Source organism: Yersinia sp. 1652 StPb PI (assembly GCF_041538345.1).
In the GTDB taxonomy this organism is placed as follows: Bacteria; Pseudomonadota; Gammaproteobacteria; order Enterobacterales; family Enterobacteriaceae; genus Yersinia; species Yersinia enterocolitica_E.
The window spans coordinates 53082-67188 of the sequence record NZ_JAULSM010000001.1 but is presented as its reverse complement, the minus strand read 5'-3'; the positions used below and the strand labels follow the sequence as shown (position 1 = coordinate 67188).

Here is a 14107-nt window from a genome sequence, read left to right as displayed (position 1 = left end):
ACCGTACCTGCCTTAGCCCACGATAACCGTGGCTGCTTTGGTTGCCAGCCAGATGACAGCGACGACCAGCACGATACCGACGACAACCAGCATCCCGAACTTGGCCCAGGTCGAACGCCCCTGCTGCACTTCAGAGAAGGTGGCGATAATGGCGTTGGCAACAACCAATAGTGCCGCAGCGGCGAGGATCAAGCCCCCCAGGACAATCCCGTCGTTGAGATAGCCGGAAATCTGACCGTAGAACGAACTGTCGGTGCTGGATTTGGGGCCTTCAACGGTCGGTAAAGCCGCGTGGGCTGGCGTAACAGCCGTTAACGCCAGCAGCAGGGAGGACTGACGGACACGCTGTGCGACACGGCGGGTAGAAGAGAAAAGAGACGGCAAATTCATGGTGGTTTCCTTACAAATGAAGAAGAGATAAATGATTAACTGGCGAATAAATACAGACTGACCAACAGCAAGATGACGACACGGACCACGAAGCGTTGAACGGTAGCCCCTTTGATGTTGCCTGCCGCATAGCCCCGATAGACGTGAACAAATCCCCACCCTGCCCACAGTGTCAATAACGCTATCAGTGAACCGATAAACAGCAGGTTCAGGACGGCAGGTTCGACATTGCCAGCAGCGGCTTTAAACGCGGCGGTCTGTGCTTCATTCATTACCGACGCTCCTGGCGGTATTGCCCGGAGACTGACGATGTGGTGGGTTGAGCGCGGGAAGGTTCGAGGTAAAACTCAATCCCCCGGCGCATCGTGTTGACGTCCTGCGTAGCCCGCAGATAGTCAAAATGAAAACGCCCGGACTGACCGTCCTGAACCGCCACCACACGGGCACGCTCCAGGCTGGCCTGCACCTGATCCAACTGCTTCATGACAAGGGCCAACTCGTCTTTCTCACTGGCCTGGACGGACAGCGCGGTGAACAGACTGCCTGCGAGACACAACGCCCGTAGCGGTGTTATGTGCATGGGAACCTCCTTTTACAGGTAATAGATGCAAGGCAGAGCTTGGCGAAAAGGCGGGGGAGGGTCAGCAAACAACTAGAATGGGGATTTTGAAAATTCACGAAGGACTCAACAGCATGGCGCTACCATAGCGCCATCAGGGCTATGGTAGTGGCCAGTAGGGCATCATTGCTGTCGTAGAAGTCATTGCTCACAAGGCTTTTGGGTAATAAGAGCGTCAACTCAGTGGTCTTGCAAATACTCGTTGTCGCGGGGGTGGCTTTAGCGACCTCGGGTAGGAATGATTTTTTTTTGATAGTCTATGCTTCGCCATCGGCGGCCGTAGACGCCATAGGTAAGCGGTTGAGTCACTCAACGGATAAAATCAACAAACCGTTGACAGACGTCAACACCCTAACTAAAATGTAGTTATCGGAGGCGAATGAAGAAACATCCGAATAAGCATATTCAAGAGGCCATTGAATACGCGTTGAATAATGGCTGGGAATGGGTTGAAGCAGGCAAGTCGTCACACGCTTTTTGTCGCTTGCGTTGTGGAAACCCAGAAGGTGAGCACAAAACTCACCAAAGAAGTGTTTGGTCAACTCCACGCGTTCCGGAGAATCACGCACAGCAAATCAGGCGATCTGTTGACGAATGTTTAAACATTAACAAATGCTCTGACTGCTAATAAGTAGTAATTGTGGCGGTTTCGGCCGCCATTTATGAACACCTAACAAAAAGAGGTACTATGGCGCTTTATAATTTCACTCTGACTCTCTCAGGCGTAACGTATGAGACCGAAGGACTGGAAGACGCGCTGTATGAGAACGGCTGTGACGATGCGCTGATTGGCGCATATGGAAACTCCGTCTATATTGAGTTCGATCGCGAAGCTGAATCTCTGGATGAAGCTATTACATCTGCGATCGACAATATTGAAACAGCCGGTATCGGCGCAATTGTTGAGTCAGTCGACTCAGCTCTTGTAGGGCTAAGCGACATTGCAGAAATTACAGGCATGTCACGACAAGCGATTACCATGCTAAAAGATGGTACTCGCGGAAGCGGTGACTTCCCATGCCCAGTTCAGCGTATCAAAGGGCAATCCCCACTCTGGGATTGGGCTAATATCGCGGACTGGTTAATGAAGAATGGTCGTCTGTCTGAAGATAGCGAACTAGTGGTGAACGCAAACACTCTCAGCAAATGGAATCTGGCGCTTCGAAATAGCGCATCAAAAGACTATGGCGAGATTAAGTCAATATCAGTAAGGCTCATTGAACGCCGTCAAAAAGAAGCCGCCTGCCACTAGCAAAACCCCGCATTCTAGCGGGGTTTTGTTGTCGTGATTGTCCACTATGGCGCAGGAATATTAACGGCGTTTATCAGTAAATCACTTACATTATCCTTACCAACCACCCTAGCCCCCCATCCACTTGTTTGGGTTACGTCCTTGGTGAGTTCAGATCGAGCCAGTTATTAGAAACACCCACGTTGCTTACAAATACTTCTTAAAGCTCCCCATCGTCACTGAAATCGCCAACCCCATCAGCAGCGCAGCAGGCAGCAACAGCAGGTTCGGATACACTGAGAACGGTGCAGACAGATAGAGAATGCAGGGAATGTAGACAGCCGGTTTCACAAACCGCTTGGCATGGTGATACAGAAAACTCGACTCATACCCAGCACCATAGCGACGTAGGTCACGCCTCACCATCCCGTCTACGATTCCCACCAGGGCCACCAGAACAAACAGCGGCACCGACAACACCAGGATGGTGACACGCATCAGGAAAACCAGCGTGACATACATCGAGGCCATCAAGTATTCACGCGCCACCTGTATCAACCAGGCTCCACCGACATTCAGGCCATCCGTCAGGGCATTACCGCTGTTATTTGACTGTGCTGACTGGAGCCACCCCAGAAAACCACTGTTCACAAACAGCCACTGATAGCCAACGGTTATCCAGGTACTCACCGTGGACACCGGCGCAGACAACAGCAGGCTTCGGGTAAACCCTTCAGAGAAATAACCGCTTTCCGTCACCATCATCGCACGGCTATGCTCGGCTCCCTGTTCCGGCCAAAAGAAGGCGATCCCGATGTACTCCACTATCAAGCTAAACAACAAGGAGACCAGTAACATACCGACTACCCGCCAGGGCATATCCCACAATACCGTCATCAGCACACCATGCGGTTTAGGTGGCTGGGCCTGCTGAAGCGGTTGCGGGGAAGAAGATGCTTGTGCCATACCCCTCTCCTTAATGCAGCGCCAGGACTTCCAGCTCACACTGCAGCAGCATGGGCTGGGCATTGATTGTCACCCAGATGCCCACCTGATTAGCCGGGCAAGGCTCCTGCTCACGTCTGGCGTCATACCCTAAGCCATTTAACGCTGCCACTATCTCTGGGGCAAAGGGCGTTGAACAGTGCTGGTTTTTCAGCACCGCCATGATATCGCGAGGCACCTCTGCAGACTGCCCCAGACTGGATGCCAGCACAGCACTGACACGATACTGTTGTTTCATTGAATTTCCCTTATCAGACCACGTTATTGTCAATATTCGGTGCTCGGTCTCCCGGCAAGGCCGTTCCCGACCACCAGGTATCGCCCGTGCGGTAATTTTTCTTCATATACTCGGCGATTTTCGCCAGACTTTCTGGCATCAAGGCATCATTCCCTGCCGCTGGCAACGGCATACGGATCTTCCACAGTTTACCCCCTTCCAGCAAGGCAAAGGCCTGGCCTTTCGGCAGGTTGATCACATTGGCTGGGGTGATCAGCGGCGTACGCACTGAGCTGACCCTGTCTTGAGTATTAGACGTAAAATCACTGCCCATCTCCGGGTTGGAAATATCCGTCACCCCGGACACCAGGGTCTTGGTATACACCTCCACTTCCGGCACTTGTTTCGTCATCAGTTCTGCCGTTTCGGTATGCCGGACGCGCAGCATTACCAGGCTGTTGAAGTTACCGACCACCTGAGCGGCTTTGGCTGCACTGCCTAACCGCGCCTCAATGTCCGGCAGGGTCTGTGTATAGGCTGTCACCTCGATCCCTGCACCGCCCCCTTTGTTGATAAGCGGGATAAACTCATCACCCATCAACTCGTTAAATTCATCGCAATGGAGGCTGATAGGGGTTTTCTTCTCATCCTCCACAGGCAAACCATCATTGATACCAAACTTATAGATGTGACCAGCTACGCTCACCAAGTCGGCAAACATGCTGTTGCCCACCGCTGCCGCCACCTCCGGATCTGACAGCGCATCGAGCCCGATATAGACAATGCCCTTTTTACGGATCACCTGCTGCCAGTCAAAAATCGGGCGCGGATCGGTGAGGTCGGTATAGTCCGGTGAGATGAGTTGCGCCGTCTTGCCGGAGGTCAGTTTCTCCAGCAACGGCAACAGGCTGGCGACAATCTTGTCATAGTATTTCTGGTCATAGCGAACAGACGAGCGCAGGCCATCCAGGACAGGGTCATACACCCGTTTTCCCTCATCACTCCCCAAAACGTGCTCAATCGCCACGATACGCATCGAGCGCCCCTCCATATGCCGAGGAATATCACGCTCATCGAGAACGGGCACCAGACTCTCAATCTGCAGCCACAACGCCGGGGCATGTTGCGAAAGGTAAAACTCGGCGTAGTTTTCATAGAGGTCACTGATGTTATTGACGTAACGCATGATCAGACCAAAGTCAGGCCGCTGTCCCAGGGCAACTAGGCCACGGGCGATAATGTTGACAAACCGCCAGGCAAACTCGCGAAACACCGCATTGTTACCGCCGCCTTCCAATTGTCCAGCCACACGGGTAGCAACCTCAGAAATACGGTTGAAACGGCCCACGGCGTTGTAGCGGGCACTGATGTCGGGCCAACCCAGGTGAAACACCTGCAGCTCGCTGGCGCGACCGGCGCGGTGGGCTTCGGCGTAAATGCGCTTGAGCAGATCCGCATCCCCTTTTGGGTCAAAGACAATGGTGACATTGCCACGCCGGATATCCTGGGTGATCAGCAGCTCTGCCAGGCGGGTCTTCCCGACGCGGGTGGTGCCCAGAACCAGCATATGTCCCACCCGCTCCAGCAGGCTCAGCGACACATTCACCTCATCAGGTTCAATACCGTGCAATGCGGGTTTACCGCCGACGTCCGGCAGTGGGCGCACCGGATTGAGCGCTGACTGGCTGGAAAGCCATTTGCACAAGGTGGGATAACGGTATTCATGGTGCTGTTCAAAGCGGCGGGCCGCCTGATACAGCGCAGGGGGATTCACATAGCGCTCCACTTCAGGGCGCAATGTCGCCAGCAGGCGCTGGGTATGTTTCTGTTCCCATAAAAATCCGCGCCCCAGGAACAAACGTTGGTGACTCACTGGCACCTCAGCGCTGGTCATCACATAACGCGGTAAACGGCGGATATTGCGCCGATAGCGCAGCACCCTGAACCCTTCACGGGTCCGTTTCAGCGCAAACACGGCAAACCCACCGGCAGTGACATAGCTGACAACAGGAGCCAACGCCACCGCCCAGGGCGCTGTCACACAGATATAGCTGGCACAGGCGGCAACAACTGCGGTATTTAGCTCGACAGCCGGTCGCAACATCGCCTCAATCACATAACGATCACTCATTGTTCATTCCTCATTCAGTAGCCAGGGTCGTTGCCCGTCGATAAGGTCAAGTAACCGCTGACCACTGATAAACTCGATATTGGGGAAACCTTTCCGCGCCTCGCGGGATTTCAAACCCGTTCGCCCGGTATGCACAAACAGCCCCCGGCAACGTTCGCGGCAGACCAACGCCCCAAATGCCGCCACATGGGCCGGTGTGATGGTGCGGGCATAGCGTTTAGCCTGGATAAGGTAACGTTTGCCATGAATCCACACCTGCCCATCTAATCCGCCATCACCGCTATAATGCCGGTTGCGTTTGATGCGATATCCCCGGCGTTCGAATGCAGTCAGTAGCAATTCTTCAAACACATAGGGGTTCACTTTACGCAGATAATTCAGACGTTGGCCGTCACCAGCCAACTGAGGAAGACGCGCCAGAACACGTTGAGCCTGACGCTGATAACGTCGGTGGCGACTGACTTTCGCGCCAATCAGTAACGCTATCCAGCTCAGCACGCTAAGTAAAAGCAGCCACCAGACCAAAGGTCCCAGACTCTCCAGCATCAGGCCCGATCTCATTGTTCCAATCCCTTTTCCGTCAACAACACCGGGTAATGGGTCAGCCCCAGCCGCTTCGCCAGATCACTGCCCGAGACCGGCAACAACTCCAGCCCATCCGCGTGTTTCTTCAGGTCATTGAGCGCTCCCTCGCTGGCAACGTTAACAACCAGGCCCACCGCGTTTAACTGCACCAGAGCATCCCGACGCAGTGACAGCCAACGACGCGACGGGTCATCATCACCAATCAAAAACATCGGGCGCATCCCCGGAAGAGTCAGTGCCCTGGCCTCCACCTTGCCGGGTGTCAGCTCAGGGGTACTGATGGGCAAAACGGTAAGCGGAATAACAGACAACGGCTCTGTCTGGGATGCCGTGGGTTTACCTTGATTATTGATGCCCTCAAAATACGTTGCTGTAGGCTGGCCGCCCAAATCGGCTACGACAGTGAGTTCAGCCTGGACGGTAAAACTGGCGACACCCAATACCAGCACACAGATCAGGCGGGGCAATAAACGTGAATTCAGATTCATGGCGTCGCTCCTGCAGCAGGTTCAATGACAACATTCGATGCCAGTACGCCGGTTGTCGGCTGCAGGCGATTCAAATGCTGTTTCACTATGGCTTGATAGGTCCGTGCAGGCTGACCGCCTGCCGGATGGTGATAGCACCCGGCAGCGGTTATCCAGCTCCCCGGTTTGTTGTCGTAGCAAGCCCGCAGAATACGGGCTGCCACATGCAGATTGATATACGGATCAAAGGCCTCCCAAGTGGAGCGGAAGTGATGCCCGTTCCAGCCCAGATTCACCTGCGCAATCCCGACGTCGATACGTTTCAGCGAATGGCTGCGCATAAACCCTAATAGCGCCTGATAAGCCTCTTTGCGAGTCGCATAACGGTAGCCTTTTCCGGCTACGTTAATGGTCCACGGCCAGGGGCGAATACCGTGGGGAAGTCTCTTTGACGATTCCGTCAGCGCCAGGCTGTACAAGGCTTCGGCAGGCACCCGCTCTTGTACTGCCACCTGGTAATAACCTGACGGGATCTGCTGAGAGGATACGGTTGCCAGACTGCCCGCGCTGCACAAGAGAAGCGCCAGCGCACTTAATACGCGGTAATTTGCCATCCGTTTGTCCCCTGTTGCAGTACCACCGGCATACGTCCCTGACCGAACTTGATCCACTGCCCCCGGTCGTGATTGAGCGTCAGCGTTTTCGCTTTCACCCGTTCGACGGGGATAGCCAGCTTCTTCGCCCATACCCGTACGGCTTCATCCTTCCCTTCACTGCCGACCAGGTAGATATCCAACAGGCGTTGGCTTGCCAGCAAAGACGCCACTTTGGTCTCACACGGTGTCCCACAGTCAGCCCGAACAAACAACGCCAGCCGCCCGTTACCCTGCCCGGCATCCCCGGCAGATTGCACCGGCAGGATACCGGGGTAGACACGAACCCAGGCGGCATTCACTTCACGCTGGAATGCCAACTCAGCCTCAACCCGCTGAAAGTCCTGCTTGACGGACAGGTCGGCGTAGTGACGCCGCTCTTCCTCGCTCCGCGCTTCGATACCCAGCGTGGTGATCGGATCTAACCCCGGCGATAAAATCCCCCGACGCCCTTTGCTCAACTGCTGATAGCGTTGCCATTCCTCGGTGGTCAGCCCCCATTCTTGCGCACTTTTTTTCGACTGCGCTTCTTCCAGCGCCTGCAGGGTGGTACTGACACTGGCGGTGTTTCCCTGCTGGGATTGCTCAGTTTGCAGTGCGGCTGTTGCCGGGAAAAGCGGGGCTATACCCAGACCCAATACCAGCGCGATTGATGTCAATTTCATCCTGAACCTCCTTTATTGAACGGTCAGCGTCTGCGTCCGACCTGCGACGCTGAACTGGGCCTGATTGCCCCCGGCTGACAACAGTGTCCAGCCCTGGACGGTTTCGCCGGTTTCAACCAGTCGGATATCCGCCAGGTTGAACGCCTGCAGCGGTGCCACGGCGACAAACACCGTTCCTCCCCGTCGTTCAATGCTGGTCAGACGGAAAGGGGCAGCGACAGACCGGGCGCTACGGGTGGGCGTATTCTTGACGGTGGGTGTGGTCGCCCCTGGATTGACGGCAGAGATTGCTGGCTTGGTTACTGGTGTTTGTGCTGCACCGGCCCGTTGTTCCAGGGTGTCAACACGAGCCTGCAGAAGTGCCATCGTGGCATGAACGCCCTGCAGCGCCTGCGCATCTGACGACACCGGCAGGCTGACCTTCGTCTCGAGCGTACGCACCTGTTGCGCCAGATGGTCAAATGCGGTTTTATCCACGACGGGCGCAACCAAGGCTTCCTCCAGAGAGGCTGACAGCGTTTTCAACGTCTCGCTATTGCTGATGACCTGCCCGTTCAGCTTGTCCAGCTCTTGCTGGACCGCATCCCGGCCAGGGACTTGCCCCAGCGCTGTTTGCAGCGAGGCAATCTGGGCAGACTGGCTCACCATTTTCGCCCCAATACCCGCAACCGAAAGTACCAGGAGCGTGAAGACGCTATAACGCAGCAACCGCATCCCCTTGCCCAGACGCGCGGACTGGGTCTCCTCCATTATCTCGCTCATTTCAGCATCCTTTGCCGGGCTGGAGCCGGAGTGGGTTGCGGTTGTACGGTGGGAGCCACTGACTTGATGGCAGGCGGCTGTAGAAAGTGACTGCTGGCGATCGGCGCAGGTGTCGGCTCTGGCGGTAAACGGAATCCATCACGCAGCGAGTGACAAACTACACGTTGCACCGAGTCCACCTCTAGCTGCCAGGCCGGTCCGGCCAGGATTTGCAACGCGTCACTCAGGCGGATCGGGCCGAACTGATGATGCACTGCCGGTAAGGCCTGGCTGTAGAGCACACGATTGGCTGACGTGATACTGCACAAGCTGAACCCAGACTGGCGCAGCGCATAGCGCATGGCATCGGCCACGGTGGGCGACAAGGAGGCAGGAATGCGAATATCGATCACCTGCTCCAGCGGGGCGCGTTGTGCCTGGGAAGGGGAGGTACTGACCAGCAGATAGCGGTCATAGCGAACCACCTCCAGCGGCGCAGCAAACGCATCGGGACGAGCTGACTGTACGTTACTCGAGAGCTGGACACCGGCAATCGGGGAGGGGGGATCGCGTTGCAGGTTTTTTTGCGGTTGGACACACCCGGTCAGCACCACCGCGGCCAGTAAACAAGCAGGGAAAGCGTAATATGATTTCATGAACATCCTCAGTAAGCAGTCAAAAAGACGTGCTCACTGTGCGAATCTTCACGGTTACCCTCAACGAACAACTCATTTCCCGAAAATAAAAAAAACGCCAGAGAAAAACCCTGGCGTAAAGTGGGGTGCTACATCGACAATCTAGAACGCATTGTCTGGGTATTGTTGTTGTGCGGAACTGGCCGAAGCCCCTGGTGTTGGCGTTGATTTTTCCGCTTTGTAAACCATTTCTTGCCCTACCTTGATCCAACTGATTTTTATCAGTCGCGCTTTCAGCGTAGGCCGGGATTCACCTGCGTGATCGCCTTTGGTTAAGGTAAACACATCAGCCGTCAGATTGCTGAGTTTAAAGCCCAACAGCACTTTTTTCTCTTCATCGACAGACTTCTGGCAGCGCCGGATAAGACTACTGGCTTCTTTGCCAGATATGGTCACATCGAAACGCGTGTAGTCGGGTTTCTCAGTCGATCCGTGCAAGGCATTAATCACGCCAGTCAGGAATGAACCGTTGGCCGTAGTGATCTCACGGATATTGCTGAGATACCCCAGACCATCAACATGCAGATTGAAATAGCTGGCCTGATTTTGGGTAGCAGTAGATTGAGATGCTTGAGACATGGTGTTTCTCCTTGGGAATAAACCGGTATGCGGAGAAACGTCCCCAACGGGAATTTTCCCGCAGGGTATCAACGTGAAGACGCTGACTGTCTGTGAAGTTGGATAAACGTACCTTCATCGCAGTGAACTGCGATCCCCGCTTTCAAAGATTCAGGGGGGTTACCGCTCTAAAAGCGTTGCATTTCAGGTCTGGGCAACTGGGGTTTGACCACTTTACAGCGCTACCTTGCAGGTCATGGCAGCATCGGGTGTTGTCAGGGACAACGAGTTAGCCTGGTCATTATTCAAACGGGCTAAAAAGAAGTCAACACTAAACTGTCAGCCGAAATATCATTAGGTATAGTGATAAAAAAAACGGGAGCGTATCTTCCCGATACGTTCCCGCCATGCCTGCACCACAGGCTGTTGGATGACTGTATTCCATCAACTCAGAGGCCGAGCCTTCGAACCCGACGCATTTTTCACTGAGACTTTGCGTCTTATACATCATTCCCCAAGTAAAAAAATGATGCACGTCACTGGTGACCGCAGTAATCACGGGGTGCTTCAGAAGCCACGGCAAAATAGCAAACTCACTGCACCGAGTGCAATGGGTTATTAATTTTACCTCAACGCGCTTTCTTTTTGGGGAAGCCCCGACGCTTGTTCTGCTGAGGGGGATTCACTATCCCGGTACAATCGGGATAACGCAGGCACCCCCAAAAGCTCCCTGATTTCCCCGACCGCTGCAAGGTCACACCCCCACACGTCGGACACGGCGGTGAGGGTGGAACCGTGATATTTATCGCCTGCTGACGCCCTTTCTCGACCAACTGCGCTGTCCAGGCTGACTGCTTTGCCATAAAGTCATCCAGGGACATCTTTCCTTCGGCGATATCATCCAGCGCCTGCTCCCACAGGGCGGTCATGCCGGGATCTTTCAACGGCATCGGCAACACATCCATCAATTCACCGGCCACCACGGCAGCATGCAGAGATTTCCCCTTTTTTACGATAAAACCGCGGGCCAGCAGGGTTTCAATGACCCCGGCCCGCGTCGCTTCTGTCCCCAGCCCCGCATTCTCTTTCAGGATTTTTTTCAGGCGGGGATCGGTCACAAACTGGGCCGCGTTTTTCATCGCCGCAATCAGGGTGCCTTCCGTATAGTGCTCGGGCGGTTTGGTCTGCTGGAGCTTCATGGCCGCACCGGTCACCTGACACGGCGTTCCCTGCTGCAGGGCTGGAAGCTGCGCGTTGTCGGTATCGCTTTGCGCCTCATCGCCCCCATGCTCCAGCTCTTTCTCAAACAGGACTTTCCAGCCGGGCACCACCACCACATTGCCACGGGTTTTAAACAGTTGACCGCCACAAAGCAGTGACACTCGGGTTGCATCCTGTTCATAAACCGGCAGAAACTGTGCCAGATAGTGCTGCCGGATCACTTGGTAGACCTGACGCTCTACCTCACTCATTTTACCAAGATCGCAAGGTTGTTTTGTGGGGATTATACCGTGGTGGGCGGTGATCTTCTTATCGTTCCAAGCACGGGAGACAGACCCTGGCTGCAACCGTGCCAACACCGTAGACAGCGCGGGGTCACTTTTTACCAGGGCGGAAAAAACGGCAGGCACTTCCGACAACATCGAGGTCGGCAGAAACCCGCAGTCTGTACGTGGGTAAGTCATCGCTTTATGTGTTTCATACAGTGCCTGGGCAATATCCAGCACCTGCTGAGCACCCAATCCCCAACGCTTTGAGCACTGCTGCTGCAGCGTACCCAGATCAAACGGGAGCGGGGCCGAGACGGTTTCGCGTTTGGTCTCTATCTCTGTGACCGAGGCAACACCCTTTTGCTGGCAGAGCTGGACAACCTGCTGTGCAACCCCTTGCTGAATACAGCGCTTTTCATCATCACAGTAGGTTGCTGCGGGCACCCACTGCGCCTGAAAAGATTGACCGCTGGACGTCAGCGCAAGCGTGACCACAAAAAAGGGCTTTGGCACAAAACCCGCGATGTGCCGATCGCGTTCAACAATCAGATTGAGCGTCGGCGTCTGTACCCTCCCAACTGACAGCACATTGCCGTAGCCGCTATCACGGGCTTTGACCGTATACAAACGGGTCAAATTCATGCCGATTTGCCAATCTGCACGCGATCGGCCAAGACCCGCCAGGTAATAATGATACGTTTCATGCCCCGGTTTTATCGCTGCAAGTGCGGCCCTAACACTGGCTTCATCGAGTGCTGAAAGCCACAGACGTTCGACGTTTCCCTGATAGCCACAATAATCAAGGATTTCACGGGCAATCACTTCACCTTCACGGTCGGCATCCGTTGCAATCACCACACAATCCGCCTTGAGTAACAACTTTCGGATCACCTCAAACTGCACTTTGGACTCGGGTTTGATCTGCATTTTCCATTGAGTGGGTAACACCGGCAAAACCTCGGTACGCCAAGGTTTGCCAAACTGCTCCCCGTACACATCAGGGCTGGCTTGCTCCAACAAATGCCCAAACCCCCAGGTCACCATAACCCCCACACCTGACAGATAGCCGCTCTTCTTCTCTGTTGCGCCCAACACAGCAGCAATATCCCGTCCCTGACTGGGTTTTTCACACAGAAATAGTTTCATTGTCTCTCCACGAGAGTGAACCCGTCAGATTCAGAATGCACAACACCCTACCCACAGGGGCATAGCACTAAAATGACAGGTGAATAAAAATTCGAAGATGGCCCAGCCGGACCATCACATGATGCAGACGCCGTTAGCGCACTTTACCTTCAGCGACCTGTTTGACTTCGGCAAACAACTTGCCTGTGTAAGCCTCGGTGACATGCAAAGCCTCACTGGAACGGAACGTAATGTACATACGACTCCCCGCACCATTTTTCTCAAGCTCAATCAGGATATTGTCTTCAATCCCCTCATCAGCCCCCCAATTCCTGCCCATCTTGTAGTAGGCACCCGGTTGCGCGTCCCAGGCATATCCCCCCTGAGTAATCGCAGCCGCCTTCATGCCACCTTCTAACCCCTGTCCCTTAAGTGTGTTCACAACATCACTGGAGGTAAAATTGTAATACCGTTTTACCCTTGCAGCAGCGGTATCCACATCAACCGGAACATCAAGTTCGCGGGCGGTTTTCTTATCAATTACCGGTGAATTCTTTGACATTGCAGGCAATCCGCCACTCTCATTGCTGTCCGCTTTTTTACCCAGCGAGAGCAAACCATAGCTCATATCGCTGACTTTTTTGTTCAACCCGGCAACATCGCTCCCTGCACATCCCCCTAACAAAACGGCGGATAACACCACACCTACCGCATTACAAAAATTACTCTGCCCCATGCTTCTCATCCTTATCTCCTTGTTTATCAACCTCCTCCACTGCCTTATTATCTCTGGATTTATGCCGCAATCGCTTATTTAACAAACGAAGGCTCTCTGCATTGACCGGCGGCGAAAAACGAGAACGTTTTTTTCCAAACAACACCAGTTCATCTAACTCGCCAAAATACTGCTGTGCTTGATGAATTTCTTCACTCTGTGTAACAAACACCTTACGACTGACAGGGAATGAACGATAATCCATTGCTACAGTGAATATTCTACGAATTTGATACCCGCCCTCTTGCAGTAATTTATTCCGCCGTTTGAGTGACATAAATCCATAATGGTGAGCTTGAAATAATCGTAAGGCGAGTTGATCAAATCCGACCAGAAGATAGACACAGCGATACCCCACAGGCGTATGACTATGTACACCAATATTAAGAGGAGAGCTGGAAACAACACTGGATAACGAGATACCGCTTGGAAGATCGGCTATCAGACTATTTGCCTCATCTAACAAACGCTGAATGTTCTTATGTGCTTCATCAATCAGCGTTTCAAGTTGATGCATCACGGCATCCGCATAAGGATTATCAGCCAAAGAATCCATGTTAATACTGGAAACTAACCGGAAAAATTGCGGCATTCCGATGATTTTACCTTTCCTCGCACTCTTCCCTCTTCCTTCCCAGGTACTGATCGCATAGAAGGTATGCAAATCAATCCGCAATTCTGAATGTAGTGCACCGACTTTTTTACCATCCTTTTTCTCTGCATTGTCAGTCATAACAGCCTCTATTCGATAGTTGACGCA

The 14107-nt window shown here is 53.8% G+C and carries 18 protein-coding genes; 2 read left to right on the top strand and 16 right to left on the bottom strand.

Translation table 11 applies throughout. From position 1 onward, the window contains the following. Window positions 1-12: 12 nt before the first annotated feature. Genes Q2T71_RS00340 through Q2T71_RS00330 form a run of 3 tightly spaced genes read right to left on the bottom strand, consistent with a single transcriptional unit; the run spans window position 13 to window position 970 of the window. On the bottom strand, window positions 13-390 hold the full coding sequence (locus Q2T71_RS00340) for a TIGR03745 family integrating conjugative element membrane protein (protein ID WP_372557749.1): 378 nt from the start codon (window positions 388-390) through the stop codon (window positions 13-15). Between the two features lie 35 nt (window positions 391-425). Continuing rightward, window positions 426-662 (bottom strand): TIGR03758 family integrating conjugative element protein, encoded by a 237-nt coding sequence (locus Q2T71_RS00335; protein ID WP_372557748.1) that lies wholly within the window; start codon window positions 660-662, stop codon window positions 426-428. Next, window positions 662-970 carry an RAQPRD family integrative conjugative element protein gene (locus Q2T71_RS00330; protein ID WP_262033601.1) on the bottom strand — a complete coding sequence of 103 codons (309 nt, stop codon included), beginning with the start codon at window positions 968-970 and terminating at the stop codon, window positions 662-664. The genes Q2T71_RS00335 and Q2T71_RS00330 overlap by 1 nt, the downstream gene beginning before the upstream one ends. A gap of 418 nt (window positions 971-1388) precedes the next feature. Between Q2T71_RS00330 and Q2T71_RS00325 the strand changes: the two genes are divergently transcribed. Together Q2T71_RS00325 and Q2T71_RS00320 are read left to right on the top strand one after the other, a co-directional pair. Continuing rightward, window positions 1389-1637, top strand: coding sequence for a hypothetical protein (locus Q2T71_RS00325; protein WP_072015601.1), 249 nt, complete (start codon window positions 1389-1391; stop codon window positions 1635-1637). Window positions 1638-1697: 60 nt separating this feature from the next. Next, window positions 1698-2261 carry an AlpA family transcriptional regulator gene (locus Q2T71_RS00320; protein WP_038275059.1) on the top strand — a complete coding sequence of 188 codons (564 nt, stop codon included), beginning with the start codon at window positions 1698-1700 and terminating at the stop codon, window positions 2259-2261. Between the two features lie 186 nt (window positions 2262-2447). On the opposite strand, the gene Q2T71_RS00315 is transcribed toward Q2T71_RS00320, so the two are convergent. The 13 genes from Q2T71_RS00315 to Q2T71_RS00255 form a co-directional block, all read right to left on the bottom strand. Beyond that, window positions 2448-3206 carry a TIGR03747 family integrating conjugative element membrane protein gene (locus tag Q2T71_RS00315; RefSeq protein ID WP_372557747.1) on the bottom strand — a complete coding sequence of 253 codons (759 nt, stop codon included), beginning with the start codon at window positions 3204-3206 and terminating at the stop codon, window positions 2448-2450. Between the two features lie 10 nt (window positions 3207-3216). Continuing rightward, window positions 3217-3483 carry a hypothetical protein gene (locus Q2T71_RS00310; RefSeq protein WP_372557746.1) on the bottom strand — a complete coding sequence of 89 codons (267 nt, stop codon included), beginning with the start codon at window positions 3481-3483 and terminating at the stop codon, window positions 3217-3219. Between the two features lie 13 nt (window positions 3484-3496). Beyond that, window positions 3497-5593, bottom strand: a complete 2097-nt coding sequence (gene traD, locus Q2T71_RS00305; protein WP_372557745.1) for a type IV conjugative transfer system coupling protein TraD — start codon at window positions 5591-5593, stop codon at window positions 3497-3499. Window positions 5594-5596: 3 nt separating this feature from the next. Beyond that, window positions 5597-6154: a restriction endonuclease gene (locus Q2T71_RS00300; RefSeq protein ID WP_372557744.1), complete on the bottom strand. Its 558-nt coding sequence runs from the start codon at window positions 6152-6154 to the stop codon at window positions 5597-5599. Beyond that, window positions 6151-6636: an integrating conjugative element protein gene (locus tag Q2T71_RS00295; protein WP_372559802.1), complete on the bottom strand. Its 486-nt coding sequence runs from the start codon at window positions 6634-6636 to the stop codon at window positions 6151-6153. The genes Q2T71_RS00300 and Q2T71_RS00295 overlap by 4 nt, the downstream gene beginning before the upstream one ends. Before the next feature lie 26 nt (window positions 6637-6662). Then, window positions 6663-7259 carry a transglycosylase SLT domain-containing protein gene (locus Q2T71_RS00290; RefSeq protein ID WP_372557743.1) on the bottom strand — a complete coding sequence of 199 codons (597 nt, stop codon included), beginning with the start codon at window positions 7257-7259 and terminating at the stop codon, window positions 6663-6665. After that, entirely contained in the window at window positions 7238-7963 is a 726-nt protein-coding gene (locus Q2T71_RS00285) for a TIGR03759 family integrating conjugative element protein (protein WP_372557742.1), read from the bottom strand. The genes Q2T71_RS00290 and Q2T71_RS00285 overlap by 22 nt, the downstream gene beginning before the upstream one ends. Before the next feature lie 12 nt (window positions 7964-7975). Then, window positions 7976-8725, bottom strand: a complete 750-nt coding sequence (locus Q2T71_RS00280) for a hypothetical protein (RefSeq protein ID WP_372557741.1) — start codon at window positions 8723-8725, stop codon at window positions 7976-7978. Continuing rightward, complete coding sequence (locus tag Q2T71_RS00275) at window positions 8722-9366, bottom strand: PilL N-terminal domain-containing protein (protein WP_372557740.1); 645 nt, start codon at window positions 9364-9366, stop codon at window positions 8722-8724. The genes Q2T71_RS00280 and Q2T71_RS00275 overlap by 4 nt, the downstream gene beginning before the upstream one ends. A 135-nt stretch (window positions 9367-9501) precedes the next feature. After that, window positions 9502-9978: an STY4534 family ICE replication protein gene (locus Q2T71_RS00270; RefSeq protein WP_372557739.1), complete on the bottom strand. Its 477-nt coding sequence runs from the start codon at window positions 9976-9978 to the stop codon at window positions 9502-9504. A gap of 608 nt (window positions 9979-10586) precedes the next feature. Continuing rightward, a complete protein-coding gene (locus Q2T71_RS00265) occupies window positions 10587-12593 on the bottom strand; it encodes a DNA topoisomerase III (RefSeq protein ID WP_372557738.1) in 2007 nt (668 codons plus the stop codon). Between the two features lie 133 nt (window positions 12594-12726). Continuing rightward, window positions 12727-13308: a hypothetical protein gene (locus Q2T71_RS00260; RefSeq protein WP_372557737.1), complete on the bottom strand. Its 582-nt coding sequence runs from the start codon at window positions 13306-13308 to the stop codon at window positions 12727-12729. Beyond that, window positions 13295-14080 (bottom strand): PFL_4669 family integrating conjugative element protein, encoded by a 786-nt coding sequence (locus Q2T71_RS00255; RefSeq protein WP_372557736.1) that lies wholly within the window; start codon window positions 14078-14080, stop codon window positions 13295-13297. Before Q2T71_RS00255 ends, Q2T71_RS00260 begins: the two co-directional genes overlap by 14 nt. Between the last annotated feature and the right edge of the window lie 27 nt (window positions 14081-14107).

Excerpts from the sequence above, each read along its gene's own strand:
- Q2T71_RS00270 (WP_372557739.1), bottom strand. The coding sequence starts at position 9,978 with ATGTCTCAAGCATCTCAATCTACTGCTACCCAAAATCAGGCCAGCTAT.
- Q2T71_RS00320 (WP_038275059.1), top strand. The coding sequence starts at position 1,698 with ATGGCGCTTTATAATTTCACTCTGACTCTCTCAGGCGTAACGTATGAG.
- Q2T71_RS00335 (WP_372557748.1), bottom strand. The coding sequence starts at position 662 with ATGAATGAAGCACAGACCGCCGCGTTTAAAGCCGCTGCTGGCAATGTC.
- Q2T71_RS00280 (WP_372557741.1), bottom strand. The coding sequence starts at position 8,725 with ATGAGCGAGATAATGGAGGAGACCCAGTCCGCGCGTCTGGGCAAGGGG.
- Q2T71_RS00315 (WP_372557747.1), bottom strand. The coding sequence starts at position 3,206 with ATGGCACAAGCATCTTCTTCCCCGCAACCGCTTCAGCAGGCCCAGCCA.
- Q2T71_RS00310 (WP_372557746.1), bottom strand. The coding sequence starts at position 3,483 with ATGAAACAACAGTATCGTGTCAGTGCTGTGCTGGCATCCAGTCTGGGG.
- Q2T71_RS00300 (WP_372557744.1), bottom strand. The coding sequence starts at position 6,154 with ATGAGATCGGGCCTGATGCTGGAGAGTCTGGGACCTTTGGTCTGGTGG.
- Q2T71_RS00290 (WP_372557743.1), bottom strand. The coding sequence starts at position 7,259 with ATGGCAAATTACCGCGTATTAAGTGCGCTGGCGCTTCTCTTGTGCAGC.
- Q2T71_RS00325 (WP_072015601.1), top strand. The coding sequence starts at position 1,389 with ATGAAGAAACATCCGAATAAGCATATTCAAGAGGCCATTGAATACGCG.
- Q2T71_RS00340 (WP_372557749.1), bottom strand. The coding sequence starts at position 390 with ATGAATTTGCCGTCTCTTTTCTCTTCTACCCGCCGTGTCGCACAGCGT.
- Q2T71_RS00275 (WP_372557740.1), bottom strand. The coding sequence starts at position 9,366 with ATGTTCATGAAATCATATTACGCTTTCCCTGCTTGTTTACTGGCCGCG.
- Q2T71_RS00260 (WP_372557737.1), bottom strand. The coding sequence starts at position 13,308 with ATGGGGCAGAGTAATTTTTGTAATGCGGTAGGTGTGGTGTTATCCGCC.
- Q2T71_RS00255 (WP_372557736.1), bottom strand. The coding sequence starts at position 14,080 with ATGACTGACAATGCAGAGAAAAAGGATGGTAAAAAAGTCGGTGCACTA.
- Q2T71_RS00285 (WP_372557742.1), bottom strand. The coding sequence starts at position 7,963 with ATGAAATTGACATCAATCGCGCTGGTATTGGGTCTGGGTATAGCCCCG.
- traD (WP_372557745.1), bottom strand. The coding sequence starts at position 5,593 with ATGAGTGATCGTTATGTGATTGAGGCGATGTTGCGACCGGCTGTCGAG.
- Q2T71_RS00265 (WP_372557738.1), bottom strand. The coding sequence starts at position 12,593 with ATGAAACTATTTCTGTGTGAAAAACCCAGTCAGGGACGGGATATTGCT.
- Q2T71_RS00330 (WP_262033601.1), bottom strand. The coding sequence starts at position 970 with ATGCACATAACACCGCTACGGGCGTTGTGTCTCGCAGGCAGTCTGTTC.